General features: G+C 46.4%; 19 protein-coding genes. 12 read left to right on the plus strand and 7 right to left on the minus strand.

Annotated elements, in window-relative coordinates; all coding sequences use genetic code 11:
• Window positions 1–2: 2 nt before the first annotated feature.
• From ACLVWU_RS01505 to ACLVWU_RS01525, 5 genes are all read right to left on the minus strand, one after another.
• Window positions 3–503: a hypothetical protein gene (locus ACLVWU_RS01505; protein ID WP_413576697.1), complete on the minus strand. Its 501-nt coding sequence runs from the start codon at window positions 501–503 to the stop codon at window positions 3–5.
• A complete protein-coding gene (locus tag ACLVWU_RS01510) occupies window positions 500–1,609 on the minus strand; it encodes a 3-oxoacyl-[acyl-carrier-protein] synthase III C-terminal domain-containing protein (protein WP_413576698.1) in 1,110 nt (369 codons plus the stop codon). Before ACLVWU_RS01510 ends, ACLVWU_RS01505 begins: the two co-directional genes overlap by 4 nt.
• Before the next feature lie 72 nt (window positions 1,610–1,681).
• Complete coding sequence (locus ACLVWU_RS01515; RefSeq protein ID WP_413576699.1) at window positions 1,682–2,935, minus strand: AmpG family muropeptide MFS transporter; 1,254 nt, start codon at window positions 2,933–2,935, stop codon at window positions 1,682–1,684.
• Between the two features lie 18 nt (window positions 2,936–2,953).
• Window positions 2,954–4,594, minus strand: a complete 1,641-nt coding sequence (locus tag ACLVWU_RS01520) for a hypothetical protein (RefSeq protein ID WP_413576700.1) — start codon at window positions 4,592–4,594, stop codon at window positions 2,954–2,956.
• A gap of 49 nt (window positions 4,595–4,643) precedes the next feature.
• On the minus strand, window positions 4,644–5,177 hold the full coding sequence (locus tag ACLVWU_RS01525; RefSeq protein ID WP_413576701.1) for an HNH endonuclease: 534 nt from the start codon (window positions 5,175–5,177) through the stop codon (window positions 4,644–4,646).
• A gap of 156 nt (window positions 5,178–5,333) precedes the next feature.
• Here ACLVWU_RS01525 and ACLVWU_RS01530 point away from each other — a divergent pair, with 156 nt between their 5' ends.
• From ACLVWU_RS01530 to dinB, 12 genes are all read left to right on the plus strand, one after another.
• Entirely contained in the window at window positions 5,334–5,813 is a 480-nt protein-coding gene (locus ACLVWU_RS01530; RefSeq protein ID WP_413576703.1) for an FKBP-type peptidyl-prolyl cis-trans isomerase, read from the plus strand.
• 20 nt (window positions 5,814–5,833) lie between these two features.
• Window positions 5,834–6,325 (plus strand): YajQ family cyclic di-GMP-binding protein, encoded by a 492-nt coding sequence (locus ACLVWU_RS01535; RefSeq protein WP_413576704.1) that lies wholly within the window; start codon window positions 5,834–5,836, stop codon window positions 6,323–6,325.
• Between the two features lie 129 nt (window positions 6,326–6,454).
• Complete coding sequence (locus ACLVWU_RS01540; RefSeq protein WP_413576705.1) at window positions 6,455–6,799, plus strand: RNA recognition motif domain-containing protein; 345 nt, start codon at window positions 6,455–6,457, stop codon at window positions 6,797–6,799.
• A 120-nt stretch (window positions 6,800–6,919) separates the two neighbouring features.
• The gene (locus tag ACLVWU_RS01545) at window positions 6,920–7,666 is read left to right on the plus strand and encodes a hypothetical protein (RefSeq protein ID WP_413576706.1); all 747 of its coding nucleotides are present in this window, start codon (window positions 6,920–6,922) and stop codon (window positions 7,664–7,666) included.
• Complete coding sequence (locus tag ACLVWU_RS01550) at window positions 7,647–8,393, plus strand: hypothetical protein (RefSeq protein WP_413576707.1); 747 nt, start codon at window positions 7,647–7,649, stop codon at window positions 8,391–8,393. Before ACLVWU_RS01545 ends, ACLVWU_RS01550 begins: the two co-directional genes overlap by 20 nt.
• A gap of 101 nt (window positions 8,394–8,494) precedes the next feature.
• Complete coding sequence (locus ACLVWU_RS01555) at window positions 8,495–9,094, plus strand: arylesterase (RefSeq protein WP_413576708.1); 600 nt, start codon at window positions 8,495–8,497, stop codon at window positions 9,092–9,094.
• Window positions 9,091–9,756, plus strand: coding sequence for an ABC transporter ATP-binding protein (locus ACLVWU_RS01560; protein ID WP_413576709.1), 666 nt, complete (start codon window positions 9,091–9,093; stop codon window positions 9,754–9,756). The genes ACLVWU_RS01555 and ACLVWU_RS01560 overlap by 4 nt, the downstream gene beginning before the upstream one ends.
• 1 nt (window position 9,757) lies before the next feature.
• Window positions 9,758–12,304 (plus strand): ABC transporter permease, encoded by a 2,547-nt coding sequence (locus tag ACLVWU_RS01565; protein ID WP_413576711.1) that lies wholly within the window; start codon window positions 9,758–9,760, stop codon window positions 12,302–12,304.
• Window positions 12,305–12,307: 3 nt separating this feature from the next.
• The gene (locus tag ACLVWU_RS01570; RefSeq protein ID WP_413576712.1) at window positions 12,308–13,324 is read left to right on the plus strand and encodes an L-threonylcarbamoyladenylate synthase; all 1,017 of its coding nucleotides are present in this window, start codon (window positions 12,308–12,310) and stop codon (window positions 13,322–13,324) included.
• Between the two features lie 431 nt (window positions 13,325–13,755).
• Window positions 13,756–14,583 carry a GNAT family N-acetyltransferase gene (locus tag ACLVWU_RS01575; protein ID WP_413576713.1) on the plus strand — a complete coding sequence of 276 codons (828 nt, stop codon included), beginning with the start codon at window positions 13,756–13,758 and terminating at the stop codon, window positions 14,581–14,583.
• A gap of 89 nt (window positions 14,584–14,672) precedes the next feature.
• On the plus strand, window positions 14,673–15,518 hold the full coding sequence (locus tag ACLVWU_RS01580; protein WP_413576714.1) for a 1-acyl-sn-glycerol-3-phosphate acyltransferase: 846 nt from the start codon (window positions 14,673–14,675) through the stop codon (window positions 15,516–15,518).
• A gap of 32 nt (window positions 15,519–15,550) precedes the next feature.
• Window positions 15,551–16,621, plus strand: coding sequence for a DNA polymerase IV (gene dinB, locus ACLVWU_RS01585; RefSeq protein ID WP_413576715.1), 1,071 nt, complete (start codon window positions 15,551–15,553; stop codon window positions 16,619–16,621).
• Window positions 16,622–17,035: 414 nt separating this feature from the next.
• Here dinB and ACLVWU_RS01590 read toward each other — a convergent pair whose 3' ends face one another.
• The gene (locus ACLVWU_RS01590) at window positions 17,036–17,395 is read right to left on the minus strand and encodes an arsenate reductase family protein (protein WP_413576716.1); all 360 of its coding nucleotides are present in this window, start codon (window positions 17,393–17,395) and stop codon (window positions 17,036–17,038) included.
• Complete coding sequence (locus ACLVWU_RS01595) at window positions 17,388–18,455, minus strand: agmatinase family protein (RefSeq protein ID WP_413576718.1); 1,068 nt, start codon at window positions 18,453–18,455, stop codon at window positions 17,388–17,390. The genes ACLVWU_RS01590 and ACLVWU_RS01595 overlap by 8 nt, the downstream gene beginning before the upstream one ends.
• Between the last annotated feature and the right edge of the window lie 108 nt (window positions 18,456–18,563).

Raw genomic sequence — 18,563 nt, forward strand, 5'->3', positions numbered from 1 at the left:
TTTTACTCCCTGAAGTAATCGTACAGTTCCTCTTGAGAGGCTTGACTGTAGGGGGCGGCCCGGTGCCGCTCTCGTAAACGATCATCAATAAAGTTCCAATAGACTATTTGATAGATAAAAAACACGACAACACCCAAGCCAAGCATTAAAGCGATTTGGGGTTGCGTATCCCAGATTGAAATTGCAGAAAACAGCAATAGTGGGTGCACGACGAAAAGAAGCGCGTGTAACCACATTTCTTCGGCTGAACAGTGCTTGTGATGGACCCATTCATCCTTTGTTATAAAGAGGCTCGAGAAAATTGCCAGTCCATAGTAAATGTATTCTGTGGTTTCCGTCCTTGGAACTAAAGCAATGAAAAAGAGGCATGCTAACACTGTCGCGGTATCCATGGGGTGGCCCCATTTTTCCCAGCGGGGCAGTCCGCGTTTGTGATGATAAAAAACTTCATCCACAAAAATCAAAAGTCCCTGAAAGATTGATAGCGCCACGAAGGCGATCATAGTTTCTCCATAAGACCGCCACAGACAGTCAACCCCGGACCAAATGCATAGCTGATTATTTTGGTGCCAGATGGAATACTTGAGTCAGCAAGAATTCTTTCCCACAAATGTGGCAAGGTTGCCGACGACATGTTGCCGCGACTGAAAAGTAGTCTGCGGCTGGCTTCAACCTGCGAACTGTTTAACTCCAGCTGCTTTTCCACCTGATCAATAATTTTGGGACCGCCCGGATGAACTGCAAATACCGCATTCCTTTGAATTTCAGCCAGATTGTATCCACGGCTTTTAAGCCAGCGGTGTGTAAACTCGGGGATGACTGCTCCAACCATGGAGGGAACATCTTTGGACAGAGTCATTTTCATTCCCCAGTCCGAAACCATCCACTCCATTGCGTCAGCACTATTCGGGATGATCTCTTCATACAGGGAAAGAATTTTGAATCCTGTTGGTGGTCGTTCATGGCTCATGCGATAGGCTATGCAGCCGTCTGCAAATAGACTTTGAATGACCATTTGTTCAAGGGTGGGGTCTTCAGGGTTCAAATGAAGACTGCACAGTTCCGTGTGTACCAGATCTACAGATTGTTTTTGCCCCAGGATTAAGTCATTCGCCAGGAACCCAGCAGCCATTCTCAAAGCCGGAAAAGCGCCGTAACATCCCATGTGATAGGAGTGAGTTACAGTCACTGGTTTCGGAGAGCGAAGGGCAACTAACTGTGCAGCGCTGGGCGATACGTAGCCGGTGCAACTGACGTGGATCATGTCGTCTGGAAAGGAGCGGCTATCATAAATCTGACCAAAAAGCTTTTGAACTATTTCGTGATAGTATTCGTGACGGTGGTGCATGCTAACGCCACGATTCTTGGTGTGAATGGGATAGATCTTATTTTCTGCCCAATTTTTTTCGCCGACATCTGGTACAAAGAAGAAGCGCCGGTTGATTTGTTGCTCAGAGCAACCCACACGATGCAGAAGTTTTAAGTAGTCTTCTTTGGTGTGGGTTTGATCTCTTTGGGCCAGATGATGGGCAGATGAAAGCCAGTCCAGGCTTTCATTTTGCGAAACTTGATGAGGTGGTTCTATGGAGTGAAAGTTTCCCAAGTACATTGCCCCACTCTAGTGTGGAGCAGATACGTGGTGTAGATCCAGTGTGAACATACACCCACACTGGAGAACTATCTAGGATTCAAGCGTTTGGTCTGTGTGATACTTCTTCATTCCAATGAGCATTAGCAATCCTGGTACCGCGATCAATGCGCAAATATAAAAGAAATTGGCCCAACCGAATTGTTTGACAATGTCTCCGGCAAATCCCGAGAAGAAGGTGCGACCAAGTGTTGCAAAGCTGGACAGAATTGCATACTGAGTCGCTGTGTATTTCTTGTTGGTTAACGCTGCCATAAAAGCAACAAAGGCTGATGTAGCCATCCCGGTGCTGATATCTTCCAGAACTATCACTGCTGCAAAGGGTACAAGCTGGCTGCCTGTGTAGGTCAAGATAGCAAATGCTGCAGTTGATACCGCTTGCAGGATTCCAAAAATCCAAAGCGACCGGTAGATGCCGATGTAGTAGATCGCGATTCCACCTAAAAACATTCCGATAAGCGAAGAAGCGAAGCCAAATGTTTTTGCGATAAGACCGATGTCAGCATTGGTGAATCCCATTTCCACGTAGAAGGGGTTTAGTAATGAGCCAGCCAAGGCATCGCCGATTTTGAATAATAGAACGAAAAGCAGAATATATGCAGCGCCGGGACGTTTTAGGAATTCTGCGAAAGGATCAACTACAGCCTGCAATAGTGTTTTTGGGGGAGGTGAATCGATCTTCGGTTCCGGTGCAAATAAAGTGGTCAGGAAGCCGACGGCCATGAAGCCTGCCATCAAATAGTACAACTGACCCCAAGTGATATTCCAGAATGAAGAACCGACCAGCCCGATTCCCGCACCGCCTGAAATCAACATCGCGATTCTATAACCGTAAATATTTAAGGATGAACCCAGCCCCAATTCTTCATTGGACAGAAGCTCGCGGCGGTAAGCATCGATAGCGATGTCCTGTGTGGCGCTGAAAAAAGCAATCAAGACGGCCATGGTCGCCATCAGGCTTAAGTTGTTTAACGGATTCAAAGTCCCGATAAACAGCAATGCACCCATTAGCAAAACTTGAGTGACCAGCATCCAGCTGCGACGGCGACCTGCCTTGAATAAAGTGTAGCGGTCCAAAAGCGGAGACCAAATAAACTTCAGGGAGTAGGCAATACCCACCCAGCTAAAATATCCGATGGTGCTGATGTCGACCTGTTCGCGGGAAAGCCAGGTCTTTAAAGTTCCCCCGGTCAACGCCAGCGGTAAGCCGCTGGAGAAACCCAGAAGAAGAATGATAAGCATATTTTTGCTGAAAAGTTCTTTAAGGATATTTTTCTTAGCTGCCATTACTATGAAGTCTTTCTTTTACTTTGCGATTTTTTTAAGTCTTTTGCGCATGGTCCACAACAGATGACTGATGTAAGGTCTGCGCACTTCGCCCGTGGTAACCATTAAAAGCTTGGTGATTTTCAAATTTACAGCATCGGTGTACAGCAAGATCAGCATTTCGTGAATGAAATTGGTGTTCAATGTGACGTGATTGTCAGTTCCCACGCCTAATTGCACACCTTTTTTTTCCCACCAGGAAAACGGATGGTCTTTGTAATCTTCAAACTTGCCGGTCAGCTTGTTGTTTGATGAAGGCAATGAAACCAAGGTCACACCTTTTTGAATCATGCGGTTTAAAACGTCATGCTGATAGTGTTCAACTTCACGCGCGGTATGGAACTTGGCTTTCACCAGAAGGATCTTTTCCTCGTCATTCAAACGCTCACCCTTTAGAACTTTCTCTAAAACGTGGCGATTGTCTGCCCAGTCCAATTCAACCAGCTCACGATACAAAGGATCTTTTTCAGTGAAGCCCTTGCCCTCTTGGTTGCGTTTGATGAAATCCTGATACAGACGGTGGAAGTACTTATTTGGATTGATCCCCAGACTGATCCCATGCTCAAGCGTGTCGATGTGCCAAATATTCATGGCATTGTCGACAGCCTGGATGCCTTTTTTTAGAGTGTGCCAGGTTTCCCCGTGATGCGAACGAATTTTGAAGCCGCGGTATTGCAGTTTGCGGAAGCCCGGTTGCATTTCATTGAAGTGTTCTTTGCGATACAGTTCGCGCTCGTCGCCCACGGTGTCAGCATCGGTCATGACTTTTTGCAGGTACGGATACTTGTCCAGCATCTGCACCAGTTCATCGATTTGCGCCATGAAATGTTCTTTGCGCGTTTTGAAATTTTCAGCGTCAAAGTGGTTGGCTTCTTTACGGAAGGAAGGGGACAGGATGAACTTGAAATCACCGTGCTCTTCTTGGAATTTTTTAAAGCCGTCGTACAATCCCAATACCACATCTTCCGGTGTCACATCGTCGATACCTGGAATTTGTTCGGAAGAACTGGAAGTCGAACGCGACAACGAGAACTTCAGCCGGATCGAACCTACGTTGAAGTTGTAATAAAGATCTTTGGCCATGTGGTAAGCCGCTTCAGCGTGAACCTCGCGATTCAAAAAGATCAGTTTTGGTAAATAAAGAATTTTCAAGTAACGGGCGAAGCCTTCGTTTTCCTGAAGACGGATTAACTTGTCCACGTCTTCTACACTGCGAATCGGCAGTGCCTGTGCGCCATAGACCTCGGTGATTTTCTGTTCGTAAATCGCTTTATCCGGGCCTTCCAATAATTTTTTAAGACGGGGATAAATGAAGTCGGCAGAGATAGCTCCAGTTAAATGGATGTGCTCTTCGTGATACTTCAATGGGAAGTTTTTAAAGAACTCAAAAAGTGCCGCTGATAGCGGATGCTTCAGTAAAGTGGAAATTGTAATTTCATTTACTTGAAAGCGATTCAACAGACTGCGAAAGTCCGCGACCTCTTTAAATGCTTCAGGATGTTTTTGATTTAAATCAGAAGACAGCAATAAATCCAAAGTATCTGACAAAGAAATACCGTTGGTTTCACTGATAATTGTAGTCAGAGCTGCGACCAGCTGATTGTGAATGTCCTTATTCACGCAAGCCCCCTTTTATCAAGGTTAGCCGGGAATAAGGACGATGTCACGACTATCCAGTTTTTAAGACAAGATAGGGTTGCCAGTCAGGCGGCACGTGATCAGCGCTGATTTCCAGTTGCAAAGTTGGAAGCCAGTTCGGAGCGCGTGGTTCAGACAATAATGGCATATTCGCTGTGCGGGGAGTGCGGTTCGCTTTACGCTGATTGCAATCGCGGCAGGCAGAAACAACATTTGTCCAATTTTTAGGTCCGTTATGAGAGGCAGGTACGACGTGATCAAGAGTGAGCTGTTTGGCGTTGAGTTTTTCGCCACAGTATTGGCAGGTGTAATTATCGCGGATATAAACGTTTTCCCGGCAGAATCGGACAGCATGACTGCCCCGCGGTCTAACGTATGATTTCAGCCTTAATACACTGGGGAGCTGAAACCGCCGCTGTACTGACCTGGCGAAGGTCGTATGATACTCAAGTATTTCTACTTTGTCCTGAAACCACAATATTAAGGCCTTTTGCCAACTTACAACCCGCATGGGTTCGTAACTCGAATTGAGCAGTAAGGACCTCAGTGAGGTCATGTGCTGCATGTATCCCCCGTTCTGGTGCGTTCCTAAACACTAGTATATCTAATATTGGAACGTAAAAACAAGTCCTCCCTCAATTGTGAGCCATTTGGGGGCTTTTATATTGCCAAAAGGCTAGGAAAAGTGGGATACGGTCGTATCAAAATAAGGAGACTCATTATGAGAAGAGTATTGGCGTTCAATTATGTACTAAAAGGCCCAGATGGCAAAATCCTGGATCAATCTGATAAAAATCAGCCACTACCTTTCCTTGAGGGCGCAGGCCAAATCCTTCCTAAGCTTGAAGAAGAAATCAAAGGCATGAAAGAAGGCGACAAAAAAAACGTTAAGCTTTCTGCAGCTGATGGTTACGGCGAAATTCGTGACAACATGTTTATGGAAGTTCCAAAAGAGGAACTTGCACATCTTCCACAACTTGAAATCGGCGCGCACCTTCGTTTGGAGTTGGGCAACGGTCAACACATTGTGCGCGTTTCTAAAATCACAGACTCTCACGTAACTCTTGATGGTAACCATCCTTTGGCTGGTACTCCGCTTGAGTTCGATATCGAAATGGCGTTGGTAAGACCAGCAACTGAAGAAGAACTTCAGCACGGCCATCCACATGGTCTACACGGCGATAGCGGTCACCACCACTAGAGTTTACGGAGAAAGATATTATGCCATCGTTCGATATTGTATCTGAGTTGAATCTTCAGGAAGTTGATAACGGAATTAATCAGGCTCGCAAAGAGGTTGAGGGTCGTTACGATTTTAAAGGATCTAAAGCTGAGATCGGTTGGGATAAAGACAAAAAAGAAATTAGTTTGTCTGCCGAAGACGAATATAAAATCGAACAAATGGGTAGTATTTTACAAACGAAACTACATCGTCGCGGCGTTGATATCAAAGCGACGAAGTTCGATAAAATTGAACCTGTAGGCGGACGCTTGCTCCGCCAAAAGGTCACTTTGCAACAAGGTATTGACCGCGAAGTTGCTAAAGAAATCATAAAAGCTATTAAAGACGCTAAGTTAAAAGTTCAGCCACAGATTAACGACGATAAAGTAAAAGTGACTGGGAAGAGTATCGATGAATTGCAGGAGTGTATTGCTTTGATTCGCTCAGGAACTTACGCAGTTCCATTGCAGTTTAATAATATGAGATCCTAAAATTGGGCTTGCACAGTTTTTGGGCTATGCTAGCCTTAATCTAGTTTACCCAAGTTTCCCGTGTGAGTATCGATTTTAAGTTGTTCGAAGGCTTTCTCGGGTTTTTAAAATGACCATAGGAGGTCTTTCGTGGCTAAGAAGTTATACGTAGGCAATTTGCCGTACACAGTAGACGATGAAACTCTACACAACCATTTTGCACAATTCGGTGCAGTTGATTCCGCAAAAGTTATCATGGATCGCGAAACAGGCCGTTCAAAAGGTTTCGGTTTCGTTGAAATGTCTGATGACTCTGCAGCAGATGCAGCGATCGAAAAAGGCAATGGCATTGAAATCAATGGCCGTCCTTTGAACATCTCTGAAGCTCGCCCGCAAGCGCCTCGTGAAGGCGGTGGTGGTCCTCGTCGCGGTGGTTTCAATAACAACCGTGGTGGTGGTAATGGCGGCGGTCGTCGCGATTACGGTAATCGCTAGTTTTTACTGATTACATATTCAAATTCAAAGCCTCAAGGGAACACCTTGGGGCTTTTTTTCTTCGGCGGTGAAGGTAATTTTATTGTAATCCGAATTTGGCTTTGATAATTCCCACTACGAATGAAAAAGCTATTCGCTCTAATATTGATCCTGCCGATGTTTCTGATTGCCTGTGACAGTGGTCGACATATTGACCAAGACGAGCGCAATCGTCGCTTGCGGGAGACGACCCGCTCCGGTGAAACCGCTTACATTTATTCCACAGTCATTGAAGGTGATCGCCTGGTTGTTCAATACTATTTGTCGTTAAAAGGTTCCGGTCGATACGCCACGCTTTACATATATCTTCAAACAGGAAAAGTTTATAGCAGGGTATTCAATATCCTTCGGGACACAGGCATTAACGTGTGTACGGCCTCTCCGTGTGAGAGTTTTGAAGTAAATATGCCCTGGGATAAAGTCATCGGTGAAGCCGGTCTTTATGGCAGTACTTATTTTAAATTTTCCCGTACAAAAAATAAATACCGCATCTTAAGAAAAATCGCTGACACTGGCGCTAGCACTAACACGAATACTGACTCTTGGGAGCAGCGTGGATTTGCCGATGAAATTTTGATGCAGAACGATCCTGAGTTTGGTTCACCTGCCATAATTATCAACGCTCAAACTTCAGCGGATCGATATACTCAGAAGCTGTATTACGGTGGCCTTTATAGCATTTCATTCTATGAGCCTTTGGATGGATATTCTTTGGAAAGTGTGGCCTTAGTTTCTGGCGAAGAACGTATTCTTGAAGCCAAATATACAAGCCTGGTGGATTCATCCGAGCACAAAGAAATCTATAAGTATGAACTTGTTCAAAAGTAGTCTGATCGTCGCCCTGCTTTGGGGGCAAATTGCTTCGGCAAATTCAATTGTTTTTGGTCACAATCTTGGAATTACCACTGATTCTGCCGAGGGTGGTACCTTCACCGCAGGGACTTACTTTCTGGGTTATGCACCTACAGATTCCTGCATGTTTGGTACCAGTCCTTGGATGGCTGCGGGCTACAACTCTTACAGTTTACTGGCGCGCTGTCGTACTTCCGGTGAAACTGAGTATTTCAGAAGTTCTGCTTTGCAAGCGGGCTACATCAAAAGTGATGACTCTTTGGGTGATTTCTATCAGCAGGATTTTGCCATCGTCTGGTGGGCCTTTGAGAATAAAATAAACGACGCCTACACCCTGTATACATCTATCAACTACATGTACTTTTGGGATGAGACGGTACCCATGTCATTGCGACGGGAGCCGTATAATGATCAGCCTTGGCAGTGGACGATCTCGACTCTGCATCAGCTGCATTGGACTGAAACCATGGGGTTTCAATTTGAACTGGCTATCCTGGGGTTAAACTACAAAGTTCCAAGAATTCATGGCGGATACAGTTCCTATAAAAAATGGTCGCAGTTCCTTTTGCAATTGGGACTGTCCATGACAGGGTCTGATAATAACTTTGATCGACTTACCAGCCAGGATTCTGTCGTCTACAATGCTGATGAGCACTATGACTTCTCGGTTCACCCGGAAGTTCAGCTGCAGTACTTTTTTTAATCAGAAAACAGTGTCAAATTATCATAAGTGAACGGCCCTGCGGGGGCCGAAATTTGATCTGGTCTTGAACAAAAGGTCAGAAAGAGTTCTGATAGTTCTCTATGAGAACTTTAATTCTGACGTTCCTTTTACTATTTTCTTCAATTTCACTTGCACAAAAAAAGTTAGTTATCCTGGGTGACTCTATCACCGAGGGCTACGGCGTTTCCAAAGAGGCGGCTTATCCTGCGTTGCTTGAAAAGAAGCTGCACGATGCCGGCAAGAAGGAATGGACCGTTATTAACTCCGGAGTCAGTGGTTCAACTACGGCCTCGGCCCTGGGGCGTATGAAATGGCTGTTCAAGACAAAGCCGGATGCGGTGGTGCTGGCGTTGGGTGCCAACGATGGCTTGCGGGGAGTAAAAGTCGAAGAGAGCCAAAAGAATCTGGCTTCTGCGATCGAGTATGCCGAAAAAGAAAAAGTTCGTGTGATACTGGCTGGTCTGTATATGCCTCCCAATTACGGCCAGGACTATTCATCTCAGTTTAAAAAAATGTTTTCAGATCTTTCCAAGAAGTACAAGGTCACTTTCATTCCATTCATTCTGGATAAAGTGGCTGGAAATCCCAAATACAATCTTGCCGACGGTATTCATCCCAATGAAGAGGGTCACAAGATCATTGCTGATACTATTTTTAATTCCTTGAAAGGCACGTTATGAGTTTAACTCTGCAGGACATCCGTAAAAGTTTTCATCAAGGCGACACTGAAGTCGCAGTTCTTAAAGGGTTGAACGTTAATATCGAGCCCGGACAAATCGTTTCGATCGTCGGTCAATCAGGCAGTGGTAAATCCACGTTGCTTTCAATTCTTGCGGGCTTAGAGCGGGCTGATCGTGGGGATATTCGTGTGGATAACGTGAATCTGTCTCCGATGTCAGAACAAGAGCTGACTTTGTTCCGTGCGCAGAATATCTCCATCGTGTTTCAACAGTATCATCTGATTGCCCATTTGACGGCGTTGGAAAATGTCTCTTTGGCTTTGGAAATTTTAAAAATGGAGAATCCAAAGGCGCGCGCCGAAGAAGCTTTACGCGAGTTGGGATTGGGGCATCGCTTGAACCATTTTCCAAGTCAGTTGAGCGGCGGTGAATGTCAGCGTGTAGCTATTGCCCGGGCACTGGTGGTGAAACCGAAAATCCTGCTGGCGGATGAGCCCAGCGGAAATCTGGATACGCATACAGGTGATAAAGTGATGGATGTCTTCTTTGACATCGTTCGCAAACACAACATCACGACGGTTTTAGTTACACATAGTGAAGCCCTGGCGAAACGTTGTCAGCGAATCTTACGCCTGGAAGAGGGCGTACTAAAGGATCAGTAAAATGATATTTCGTCTGGCAATACGCGAACTGATGCGCAGCTGGCGCTTTGGTTTGTTTTTCATTTTTAATCTAAGTTTGGGCCTTACAGGATTTGTTTCACTGCAGGCTTTCAATGTGACGTTGCAGGACGAACTGCAAAAGAACGCCAAGAACATTCTTTCGGCGGATCTTTCTGTTTCTGCCCGACGTGAACTTACCCAGGCCGAACAGGATGCGATGAAGTCGGTTCTGCCGGCGGGGACTCAGACCGGGCGTATTTACGAATTCTTTGCAATGATGAATTCGGCGAAGGGATCACGACTGGTGATGGTTAAGGCTATCGATGATAGCTATCCATTCTATGGTTCACTTAAAATGAGCAGTGGCAAAGAAATTGCTCCCGGCTCTGCAAAAGAAGTCATTGATGCCCATAAAGTTTGGATTTACCCGGAATTGCAGCAACAAATGAACCTGCAAGTCGGCGATAAAATGCAAATCGGAAAAATGGATCTGGAAATTTCTGATGTGGTCGAGCGGGATGAAACTCAGACTTTCAGAATGGCTTCACTGGCACCGCGAGTGTATGTCGATTTAAAGCTTTTACCAGAATCAGGCTTAATTCAGTTCGGAAGTACTTACACGCAGGCTTATCAGTTCAAATTTCCAGAAGGAACTGACGGCGACAAAGTAAAAGATCAAATGTACCTGAAACTGACCGATCCCGCGATTTCGGTGAGCACACCGAAATCCGCCAGCGAGGATTCAGGACGACAGTTAGGTTATTTGTCAGACTATTTGGGACTTGTGGCCATCATCGCTTTATTTATGTCGGCTTTAGGGGCGGCATATATTTATCGCATGTTCCTTTATAGTCGCATGAAAGAAATCGCGATTTTGCGAACGCTGGGACTGCAAAGTATCGAAGCCGTTGGGGTGTATGTCCTGCAGGCATCCTTGTTGGGATTGCTTGCAACGATTCCCACGGTGGCGTTCAGTGAAATCGTCCTTCCGGTTTTGACCAAAGTTTTAGGCAGTTTCACGCCGTTCGCATTAAAACCGACAGTTTCCTTGGAAGCTTGGGGGCTTTGTCTGCTGATGGCAGTCCTTGGAAGTTTCGTGGTCAGTCTGCCATTCCTGATGAAGATCTATGATCTGAAGGCCGCGAAACTTTTCAGTGAAGAAAAGTTTGCTGTTAACGAAGGTAAGTTCAGAATCTGGCCGTTCATTCCTGCAATTTTAATGTTCTATGGTTTGTCTGTACAACAAGCGCACTCCTGGAAGATTGGTTCTGCTTTTGCGGGATCTCTGGTGATTACTATCGTGGTCTTGCTGGTCACGGGATATTTTACCTTGAAGTTCGCAGGTGCAATGAAGAACGTTAAAATCTGGTTCTTTAAGTTCAGCTTCCTGGGACTGTCCCGTCGGGCAGGTGCAAGCTTGGCAGTCTTTGTGGCGTTGGGGCTTGGAGCATTGTTAATCAATATTCTGCCGCAGCTGAAAAACTCCCTCCAGTCTGATTTGCAAGTGGATCAGAAAACCGCTTTGCCGTCTTTATTTATGTTCGATATCCAGGACGAGCAGGTCGAGGGAATTAAGAAAGTTCTGATGGACAATCAGGTCGAGACACTGGCTCTTTCGCCGATGGTTCGCGCTCGTATCTTAAAAGTAAACGGCGCAGACTATGAAAGAAAAATCGAAGGACAAGGATTTAAAACCCGTGAAGAAGAAAACGAAGCGCGGTTCAGAAATCGCGGCATGAATCTTTCCTATCGTGAAAGCCTGTCTGACAGCGAAGAGATCGTGGCGGGCCGCCCGATCTCTGGAAATTTTGATCCGGAAAAGCAAAAGCTGGCTGAGCTTTCCGTCGAGCAGCGTTTTGCCGATCGCATGAATTTTAAACTGGGCGATAAAGTCGTTTTCGACGTTCAAGGCGTGGACGTTGAAGGCGAGATCGTGAACTTTAGAAAAGTTCGTTGGACCAGCTTTCAGCCGAACTTCTTCGTTTTGGTTCAAAATGGCGTGTTAAACGATGCTCCTAAAACATTCATCTGGGCCCTGCCAACGATGAGTGCTGAAAAACGCATGATCGTGCAAGGCGAGCTCGCGCAAAAGTTCGCCAACGTATCGGTCATCGATGTGGTGCGCACTGTGGATGATGCACTTAAGACCGCTGACAAAATGAGTTGGTCCCTGGAATTGATGGCCTACCTTGCTTTGTTCACAGGGTATATCGTGCTGTTCTCTATCGTGCGCAGCCAAATCAAGCTTCGCCGCTGGGAAATGAACATGCTTAAGATCCTGGGTGCCAGCCACCGCGAGGTTGCCGGATTTATTCTGACCGAGTTCGCCTTCCTGGCTTTGGTCAGTTCCTTCCTGGGGGCATTCCTAAGTGTAGGCGTCAGTTACGGGCTGAACCGGGTGATTTTTGAGGGTGGATTCCAATTCTCGCTGACTCAACCGCTACTGTCAGTGGCGATAATTACGGGATTAAGCCTATTGATCTCTTTCCTTGCGAGCGCAGATATTGTAAAAGAAAGTGCTTTGAGTATCTTACGCGAGGAAAAATAGCAGATGATGTCGAACAACGAGGCCTTAAAAAAGGCTCAGGAAATTCTGGAAGAAGGGGGAGTTATTGGACTTCCCACGGAAACCGTTTATGGCCTGGCTGCTCGTATCGACATTCCTCCTGCGATTGAAAAGATTTTTTCGGTTAAAGAGCGTCCGTTCTTTGATCCTTTGATCGTGCACGTTTCTTCCATCGAGATGGCAAAAAAGGTGACGGCCTATTGGGGCCCGGCTTCTCAGGCTTTGGCTGAAGCTTTCTGGCCTGGTCCCCTGACGTTAATTTTGCCGAAAGATAACTCTATAAATTCCATGATCACTTCAGGTTTGGAATCAGTGGGCATTCGTATGCCCAATCATCCCTTGGCTTTGGCGCTGATTCAGGAAGTAAATGTTCCGCTGGCGGCTCCAAGTGCAAATAAGTTCGGAAGAACTTCGCCAACTTCTGCCAGCCACGTGCGGGTGGAGTTCAAGAATGAAAATGTTTTCGTCTTGGACGGTGGAGACTGTCAGATCGGGATTGAATCCACGGTTTTATTGGTCCGTCATCGCCCTGAAAAAGTGGAGCTTTCCATTTTGCGCCGTGGGCATATCTTGAAATCTGATCTGGAGCGCGTGCTTCAGGAAAAAGGCTTCACTTTCGAATTCCTGGAGCAGGTCGATAAACGCGAATCGCCGGGGCACATGAAGCATCACTACATGCCGCCTATTCCTTTAATAGTAAGTTTGAATGCCAGTCGTCCTGTTGACGATATTTTACGTGAAGTAAACACCAAGCTTGGTGAGCTACCGGACGAAATTGAAAGCATCAAAATCATCAAGCCAAAAGATGGCATCACTAAAGCGGAAGTTTTGAAGTTGTCCCAGGATCCATTACTGGCGACCCGCGAGTTCTACGGAAAACTTCGCGATAGCGCACAAAAAGGTGCAGACTGCATCGTATTCTATCGCGAAGCCCACCAAGTCGGGGAACGCTGGGAGTCCCTGTTCGACCGCCTGAACAAAGCAGCTTCGTTGATCCTTTAAATATTGGAATGGTGCTTTCGCAAGGGCCTTGGACACACTGCCGTGGGATTTTAAGTCCCTTCCTTGGGCCTAAGGCTAGCGGATGCTAGTCAAGGGTCATTCGGAAACGTACCAGAGGTTAAAGATTTGTTGGTTTATAAGAGTTCTTTAATTATTTTGATTACAGTCAAAATAATTAAAAGAATCTGCTTTATAAGCTTCAAAATCGGCCGATAGGAACAATGTCGGTTGTTCATTCGGACCTCCTTCTAAAATCCGGAAGTGGGTCCGTCTTAAAGGTGACCTTGCGAAAGCAAGAGTCACCTTTTGCATTTTTAGGGCCGAGCGTAGAAATCGCCTGACACAATCCTGTAACTTCGCTGTTGCTCTTATGACAATGTCAGGATGCGAAGTTCGTTAAGCTGATTCTGGATTCAACGGAGGAATTCAGAATGTTTACAGCACTTCAGTCCTTTTATCAGCTTCGCACTCATGGACTTCACAAGTTCAAATCCAAAATTAATCTTAATGTCGAAGTGGGTCCGTTTATTCTTAAGACCGTGGATACCACAGAAGAGCTTCGCGAGGCTTTAAGCCTGCGCTGGGAAGTATTTCACACGGAAATGCTGGGCAAAAAATCCGGGCGATTGGATATGGATGCTTATGATTTTGATTGCGACCATCTGGTAATCAAAGAAAAGCGCTCAGGCAATGTCATCGGAACTTATCGCATTCGTTGCTCGCTTCATACCAACAGCTTTTACTCTGCCAATGAATTCAATATCACCACCTTGTTGCAACAACCCGGCGTGAAGATCGAACTGGGTCGCGCTTGCATTGCCAAGGAATTCCGCAGGGGAGCGGTGATTTCCATGCTATGGCGGGGAATCGCGGAATACATGAACGCCACGGATGCCAAGATCCTGTTTGGATGTGCAACAGTGCCGACGGAAAACCCTCAGGAAGCGGCATTGCTGCAGGCTTATTTTGAAAACGAAGGCCGGGTTGCAGAGGTATTTCAAGTGAGCCCTACGACGGACTATTCAATGCCGAATTTAAGAGAAAGCAAAGCTCAGTATCAGGACTCTCTTTCGGAAACTCAAAAAGAGCAGGCCGAAGCTTTGATGCCACCGTTGTGTCGCGCCTATTTGAAGATCGGCGCTTACATCGGTGGCGAGCCAGCCTGGGACCGCGACTATCGATGCGTCGACTTTCTAACCATTCTTCAGCGCGAGGATCTGAACAGCGCGCTGTGGAAGCGTTTTAAAATGGGATCTTAACCAACTTTAGTTTAGGTCCTTATGCGAGGATCCCTGCTGTATTAAACCTGACTTGACGGTTTTGCCGTTAGGCATTCTATAATAGTCCTGTGGAAGCAATTACATCGACTTTTCGTGGCCTTATCAAAACGTGCATCTTTTTATTCTATCTGATCGTTTACATGATCACGTCGCTGTCTATCGCGGTGGTAGTTCACGATAAAAACAAGCGCCGCCGTAAGTTCTCCGCAAATGCCAGTCGCTATTGCGGTTTGATTGCGCGTAATGCTTTGTCTATCAAATTGAAAGTCATCAACAAGCCGGCGAAAAAACATGCTGGCAGTTTGCTGGTCGCAAATCACATGGGCTTTGTGGATATCCTGATGCTTGCGGGTATCGAGCCGATGTCCTTTATTACCTCCAATGAAATGCGCGAAACCCCAGTGCTGGGTCCTGTGACGGAGCTTGCCGGTTGTTTCTATGTTGAGCGCCGCAGTCGCACAAAAATTCTGACCGAGATGAAGCGTCTTTCAGACTCGTTGAAAGAGGGTTTGAATATCGTTCTTTATCCAGAGGCAACCTCCACCAATGGTGATAAGGTTCTGCCGTTCAAGAAAACCCTGATGATGGCGGCGGCCGAAGCGGGCGTGCCGGTGCAACCAGTGGTCATCAATTTCAGAAAGATAAATGGCGAGGACTTTAACACAGCAAATCGCGATGCGGTTTGCTGGTATGGTGACACTTCCTTTGGTGAATACTTCTGGAAAACGTTGCGCTTAAAGACTGTGGAAGCCGAAATTGAATACTTGGATATCCTGTACCCAGACCCAAATGAAGATCGCGGAGTTGTGGCCGAAAAAGCCCACGCCATGATTTCGGCAAAATTTGTGGGTGCGAAACAGGTATCGCCTGTCGCAGAGCAGATCCCTACGGACCTTGAGACAGACCCCACTTGACCGATACCCCGCTATGTGTAAATAATGTGTAAATGAAGAAGATTATCCACGTGGATATGGACTGCTTCTATGCAGCCGTCGAGGTTAAATTTAATCCGCAACTCAAGGGCAAACCTTTGGGTATTGGCGGTCCTCCGAATTCACGAAGTGTGTTGTGTACAGCAAGCTATGAGGCGCGCAAGTTTGGCGTGCGCTCGGCAATGCCTTCTTCCCAAGCGGTGCGCCTGTGCCCGCAGTTGATTTTAATTCCTCCGCATTTTGATTTGTATAAAGAAGAAAGCCGCAAGGTTCGCGAAATCTTTGAGCGCTTCACGAAAAAGATCGAGCCGTTGTCTTTGGATGAAGCTTATCTGGATGTTACCGAGTGCACGCAGTTCGGCGGCAGCGCCACGCTGATTGCTCAAGAGATTCGCCGATTGATTTTTACCGAGCTGAACTTGACTGCCTCCGCCGGAATTGCCCCCAATAAGTTTTTGGCCAAGATCGCAAGCGACTGGAAAAAGCCCAACGGACAGTTCGTAGTGCGCCCTCAGGATGTTGATGCCTTCGTGAAGGAGCTTCCCGTTGAAAAGATATTTGGTGTCGGCAAGGTCACCGCGCAAAAGATGCACGATATTGGATTGCACACCCTGGGCGATATCCAGAAGTACTCGGTGCCCGAGTTACATCGTTGGTTTGGCTCTCGCGCGCAGGATCTTTTTGATTTTTCCCGGGGAATTGATCATCGCGAGGTCATCACCGAGTGGGAGCGCAAGTCCCTGACTGTCGAGGAAACCTATAACAAGGATCTGCTGACATTCGAGGAATGCAAGGCCCGCATTCCGGGTTTGTACGAGGATTTCATTGGAAGACTTGAGCGCGGTCAGTACCAGGACAGAATTAAGGGCATGGTGGTGAAGCTTAAGTTCTTTGATTTCAAATCCACCACTCACGAAGAAGTCATTCAGGGGACTCCAAGTATGGAGGACTTCGAACGTCTATTGGAAAAAGCCTGGCATCGTCGTGCTGTGGCTGTCAGACTTATTGGAGTTGGGGTTCGCTTAGGACAGGAAAAAAAGAAGGACGAGTCTGTTGACTCATCCCAACTTAAATTCGCGATCTAGGCACGCTCCTATTAAGCCGCAGGTCCCTCGGTGGAATTATGCTTTTGCTGTTGTCGTAGAGGACGTGGGCGTTCAAACTGGCGTACGCTGTCTGCTTGAGCGCGACCGGGCTGAGCTTGAAATTTCCTTGTATCTTCCCGATATTTTCTATCAAGAGATTCGCCTTTATTGAACTTTACAATCATCCATAAAGCACCAAGTACGATGACCATTGTGAGGATAACCACTGAGAGGCTTATCATATAACCCCCTTTTTACAACGTCAGTATGGCACAGGAATTTGCGAAGATACTCGCTTAGGGATTAACGGCCTGCTCATTGCGAGCAGGCTCATATAAAATACTCTGTTCGGTAACAGTTCCCTTTTTGTACTGCTGTGCAGGACAAAAAGGGAACTGTTACCTCTTTGACCGCTTAGAAGACTTTCTTCCATTCGTCTTCTTTAAAGCCCACGAGCGCCACATCGTCACCAAGAACGAATGGGCGTTTAACCAGTTTGCCGTTTTCAGACAACAGCTTGATGGCTTCAGCTTCAGACATGGTCGGAAGCTTTTCGCTCATTTTCATTTCTTTGTACATCACACCTGAAGTGTTGAACAGGTTGCGGATGCTCCCGCCATTTTCTTTTAATGCCGAGAGCATTTTTTTAAGCTCCGTCTGGGACGGAGCTTTGTCGACGATCGGAAGTTTTTGGTAGGAAACTTTTTTCGCATCCAAAAACTTCAACGCCTTTACGCAAGTCGAACATTTCGCGTATTCGTAAACCTTAAGCATTGGACTTCACCAACCAGCCGCACATTTTGTATAGAATACGTGCGCCCACGTTGCCATCCCACTCAACTTCATGAGGTTCCAGGCCGCCCGTGGAAACTTCATTCAAGTCGAAAGCGATCAACTTACGACCGGAAGCATGGATCTCGCGGAACAAGAAGAAGATTTGATCCACAGTCATGCCGCCTGGAACTGGTGTTCCTGTGTGTGGGCAGTAAACTGGATCAAGACCGTCGATATCAAACGAGATGTAAACGTTTTGTGGAAGCTCTTTCAAAATGTCTTTGCAGACTTGCTCCCAAGTTTCACCTTTAAGCAGACGACGCTTAAGTTCAAGGTCATAGAAAGTTTTAATGTCTTCGCGGGATTCAGAGAAATCGTATTCTTCCTCGCAGAAATCACGGATACCCACCTGAACCAATTTTTTAGGTTTCTTCGCATCGGTCATCACGTTGTACATGATAGATGCGTGGGATTGTTTGAAGCCCTGATAAGAGACTCGAAGATCGGCGTGGGCATCAATGTGCAAAACCCCGAAGTCACCCTTGAATTTGTCGCTGACAGCGCGGATCGCACCCAGCGGAGTGGAGTGGTCACCACCAACCATGCCCAAAAGTTTGCCTTTGTTCAAAACATCTGAACATTGATCGTAAACCCATTGCGACATTTTTTCGCATGCGGCATTTACGTCAGCAGCCAGTTTGTCCATTTTAGCGGTGTCGTCAGACATGCTGGTGCGCATTCCGATTAATTCCTGGGCAACAGCCTTGTATTTGTCGTTCATTTTAAGCAAGTCATCTGACAGCTCGCGCATATGGTAGCCCACTTCGTAAGCTTTCCCGACTTCGATATCAAAGAGATCGATTTGCTCGCTGGCATCACGGATGATTTGAGGACCGCGTGAAGCGCCTTCTCCGTAAGATGTTGTAACTTCCCAGGGAACTGGGACCAGAACTACTTTGGATTCCTCCTCTGTCATTGGGATTCCGAAGATCCCAAACTCTGCAGAGATGGTCGTGGTTGGATCGAATTTTGGCGTGGTTTTTTCTGTCTTTTCAGACATTGCTTATCTCCTTGAAAATGCGCTAGAATTTATAGCATTTAAACAATGTGTCAATCGAGCAATAACTTGATTATTTTTGGCGCATAACCGATTTTAAGCCCACTTTGG

This window comes from Bdellovibrio sp. HCB290 (assembly GCF_047305925.1).
Classification (GTDB): domain Bacteria; phylum Bdellovibrionota; class Bdellovibrionia; order Bdellovibrionales; family Bdellovibrionaceae; genus Bdellovibrio.

Bases quoted from the DNA above. Each gene is read 5' to 3' on its own strand.
- ACLVWU_RS01510 (WP_413576698.1), bottom strand. From the start codon at position 1,609: ATGTACTTGGGAAACTTTCACTCCATAGAACCACCTCATCAAGTTTCG.
- ACLVWU_RS01570 (WP_413576712.1), top strand. From the start codon at position 12,308: ATGATGTCGAACAACGAGGCCTTAAAAAAGGCTCAGGAAATTCTGGAA.
- ACLVWU_RS01505 (WP_413576697.1), bottom strand. From the start codon at position 503: ATGATCGCCTTCGTGGCGCTATCAATCTTTCAGGGACTTTTGATTTTT.
- dinB (WP_413576715.1), top strand. From the start codon at position 15,551: ATGAAGAAGATTATCCACGTGGATATGGACTGCTTCTATGCAGCCGTC.
- ACLVWU_RS01595 (WP_413576718.1), bottom strand. From the start codon at position 18,455: ATGTCTGAAAAGACAGAAAAAACCACGCCAAAATTCGATCCAACCACG.
- ACLVWU_RS01530 (WP_413576703.1), top strand. From the start codon at position 5,334: ATGAGAAGAGTATTGGCGTTCAATTATGTACTAAAAGGCCCAGATGGC.
- ACLVWU_RS01535 (WP_413576704.1), top strand. From the start codon at position 5,834: ATGCCATCGTTCGATATTGTATCTGAGTTGAATCTTCAGGAAGTTGAT.
- ACLVWU_RS01545 (WP_413576706.1), top strand. From the start codon at position 6,920: ATGAAAAAGCTATTCGCTCTAATATTGATCCTGCCGATGTTTCTGATT.
- ACLVWU_RS01590 (WP_413576716.1), bottom strand. From the start codon at position 17,395: ATGCTTAAGGTTTACGAATACGCGAAATGTTCGACTTGCGTAAAGGCG.
- ACLVWU_RS01565 (WP_413576711.1), top strand. From the start codon at position 9,758: ATGATATTTCGTCTGGCAATACGCGAACTGATGCGCAGCTGGCGCTTT.
- ACLVWU_RS01525 (WP_413576701.1), bottom strand. From the start codon at position 5,177: ATGCAGCACATGACCTCACTGAGGTCCTTACTGCTCAATTCGAGTTAC.
- ACLVWU_RS01555 (WP_413576708.1), top strand. From the start codon at position 8,495: ATGAGAACTTTAATTCTGACGTTCCTTTTACTATTTTCTTCAATTTCA.
- ACLVWU_RS01550 (WP_413576707.1), top strand. From the start codon at position 7,647: ATGAACTTGTTCAAAAGTAGTCTGATCGTCGCCCTGCTTTGGGGGCAA.
- ACLVWU_RS01560 (WP_413576709.1), top strand. From the start codon at position 9,091: ATGAGTTTAACTCTGCAGGACATCCGTAAAAGTTTTCATCAAGGCGAC.
- ACLVWU_RS01515 (WP_413576699.1), bottom strand. From the start codon at position 2,935: ATGGCAGCTAAGAAAAATATCCTTAAAGAACTTTTCAGCAAAAATATG.
- ACLVWU_RS01575 (WP_413576713.1), top strand. From the start codon at position 13,756: ATGTTTACAGCACTTCAGTCCTTTTATCAGCTTCGCACTCATGGACTT.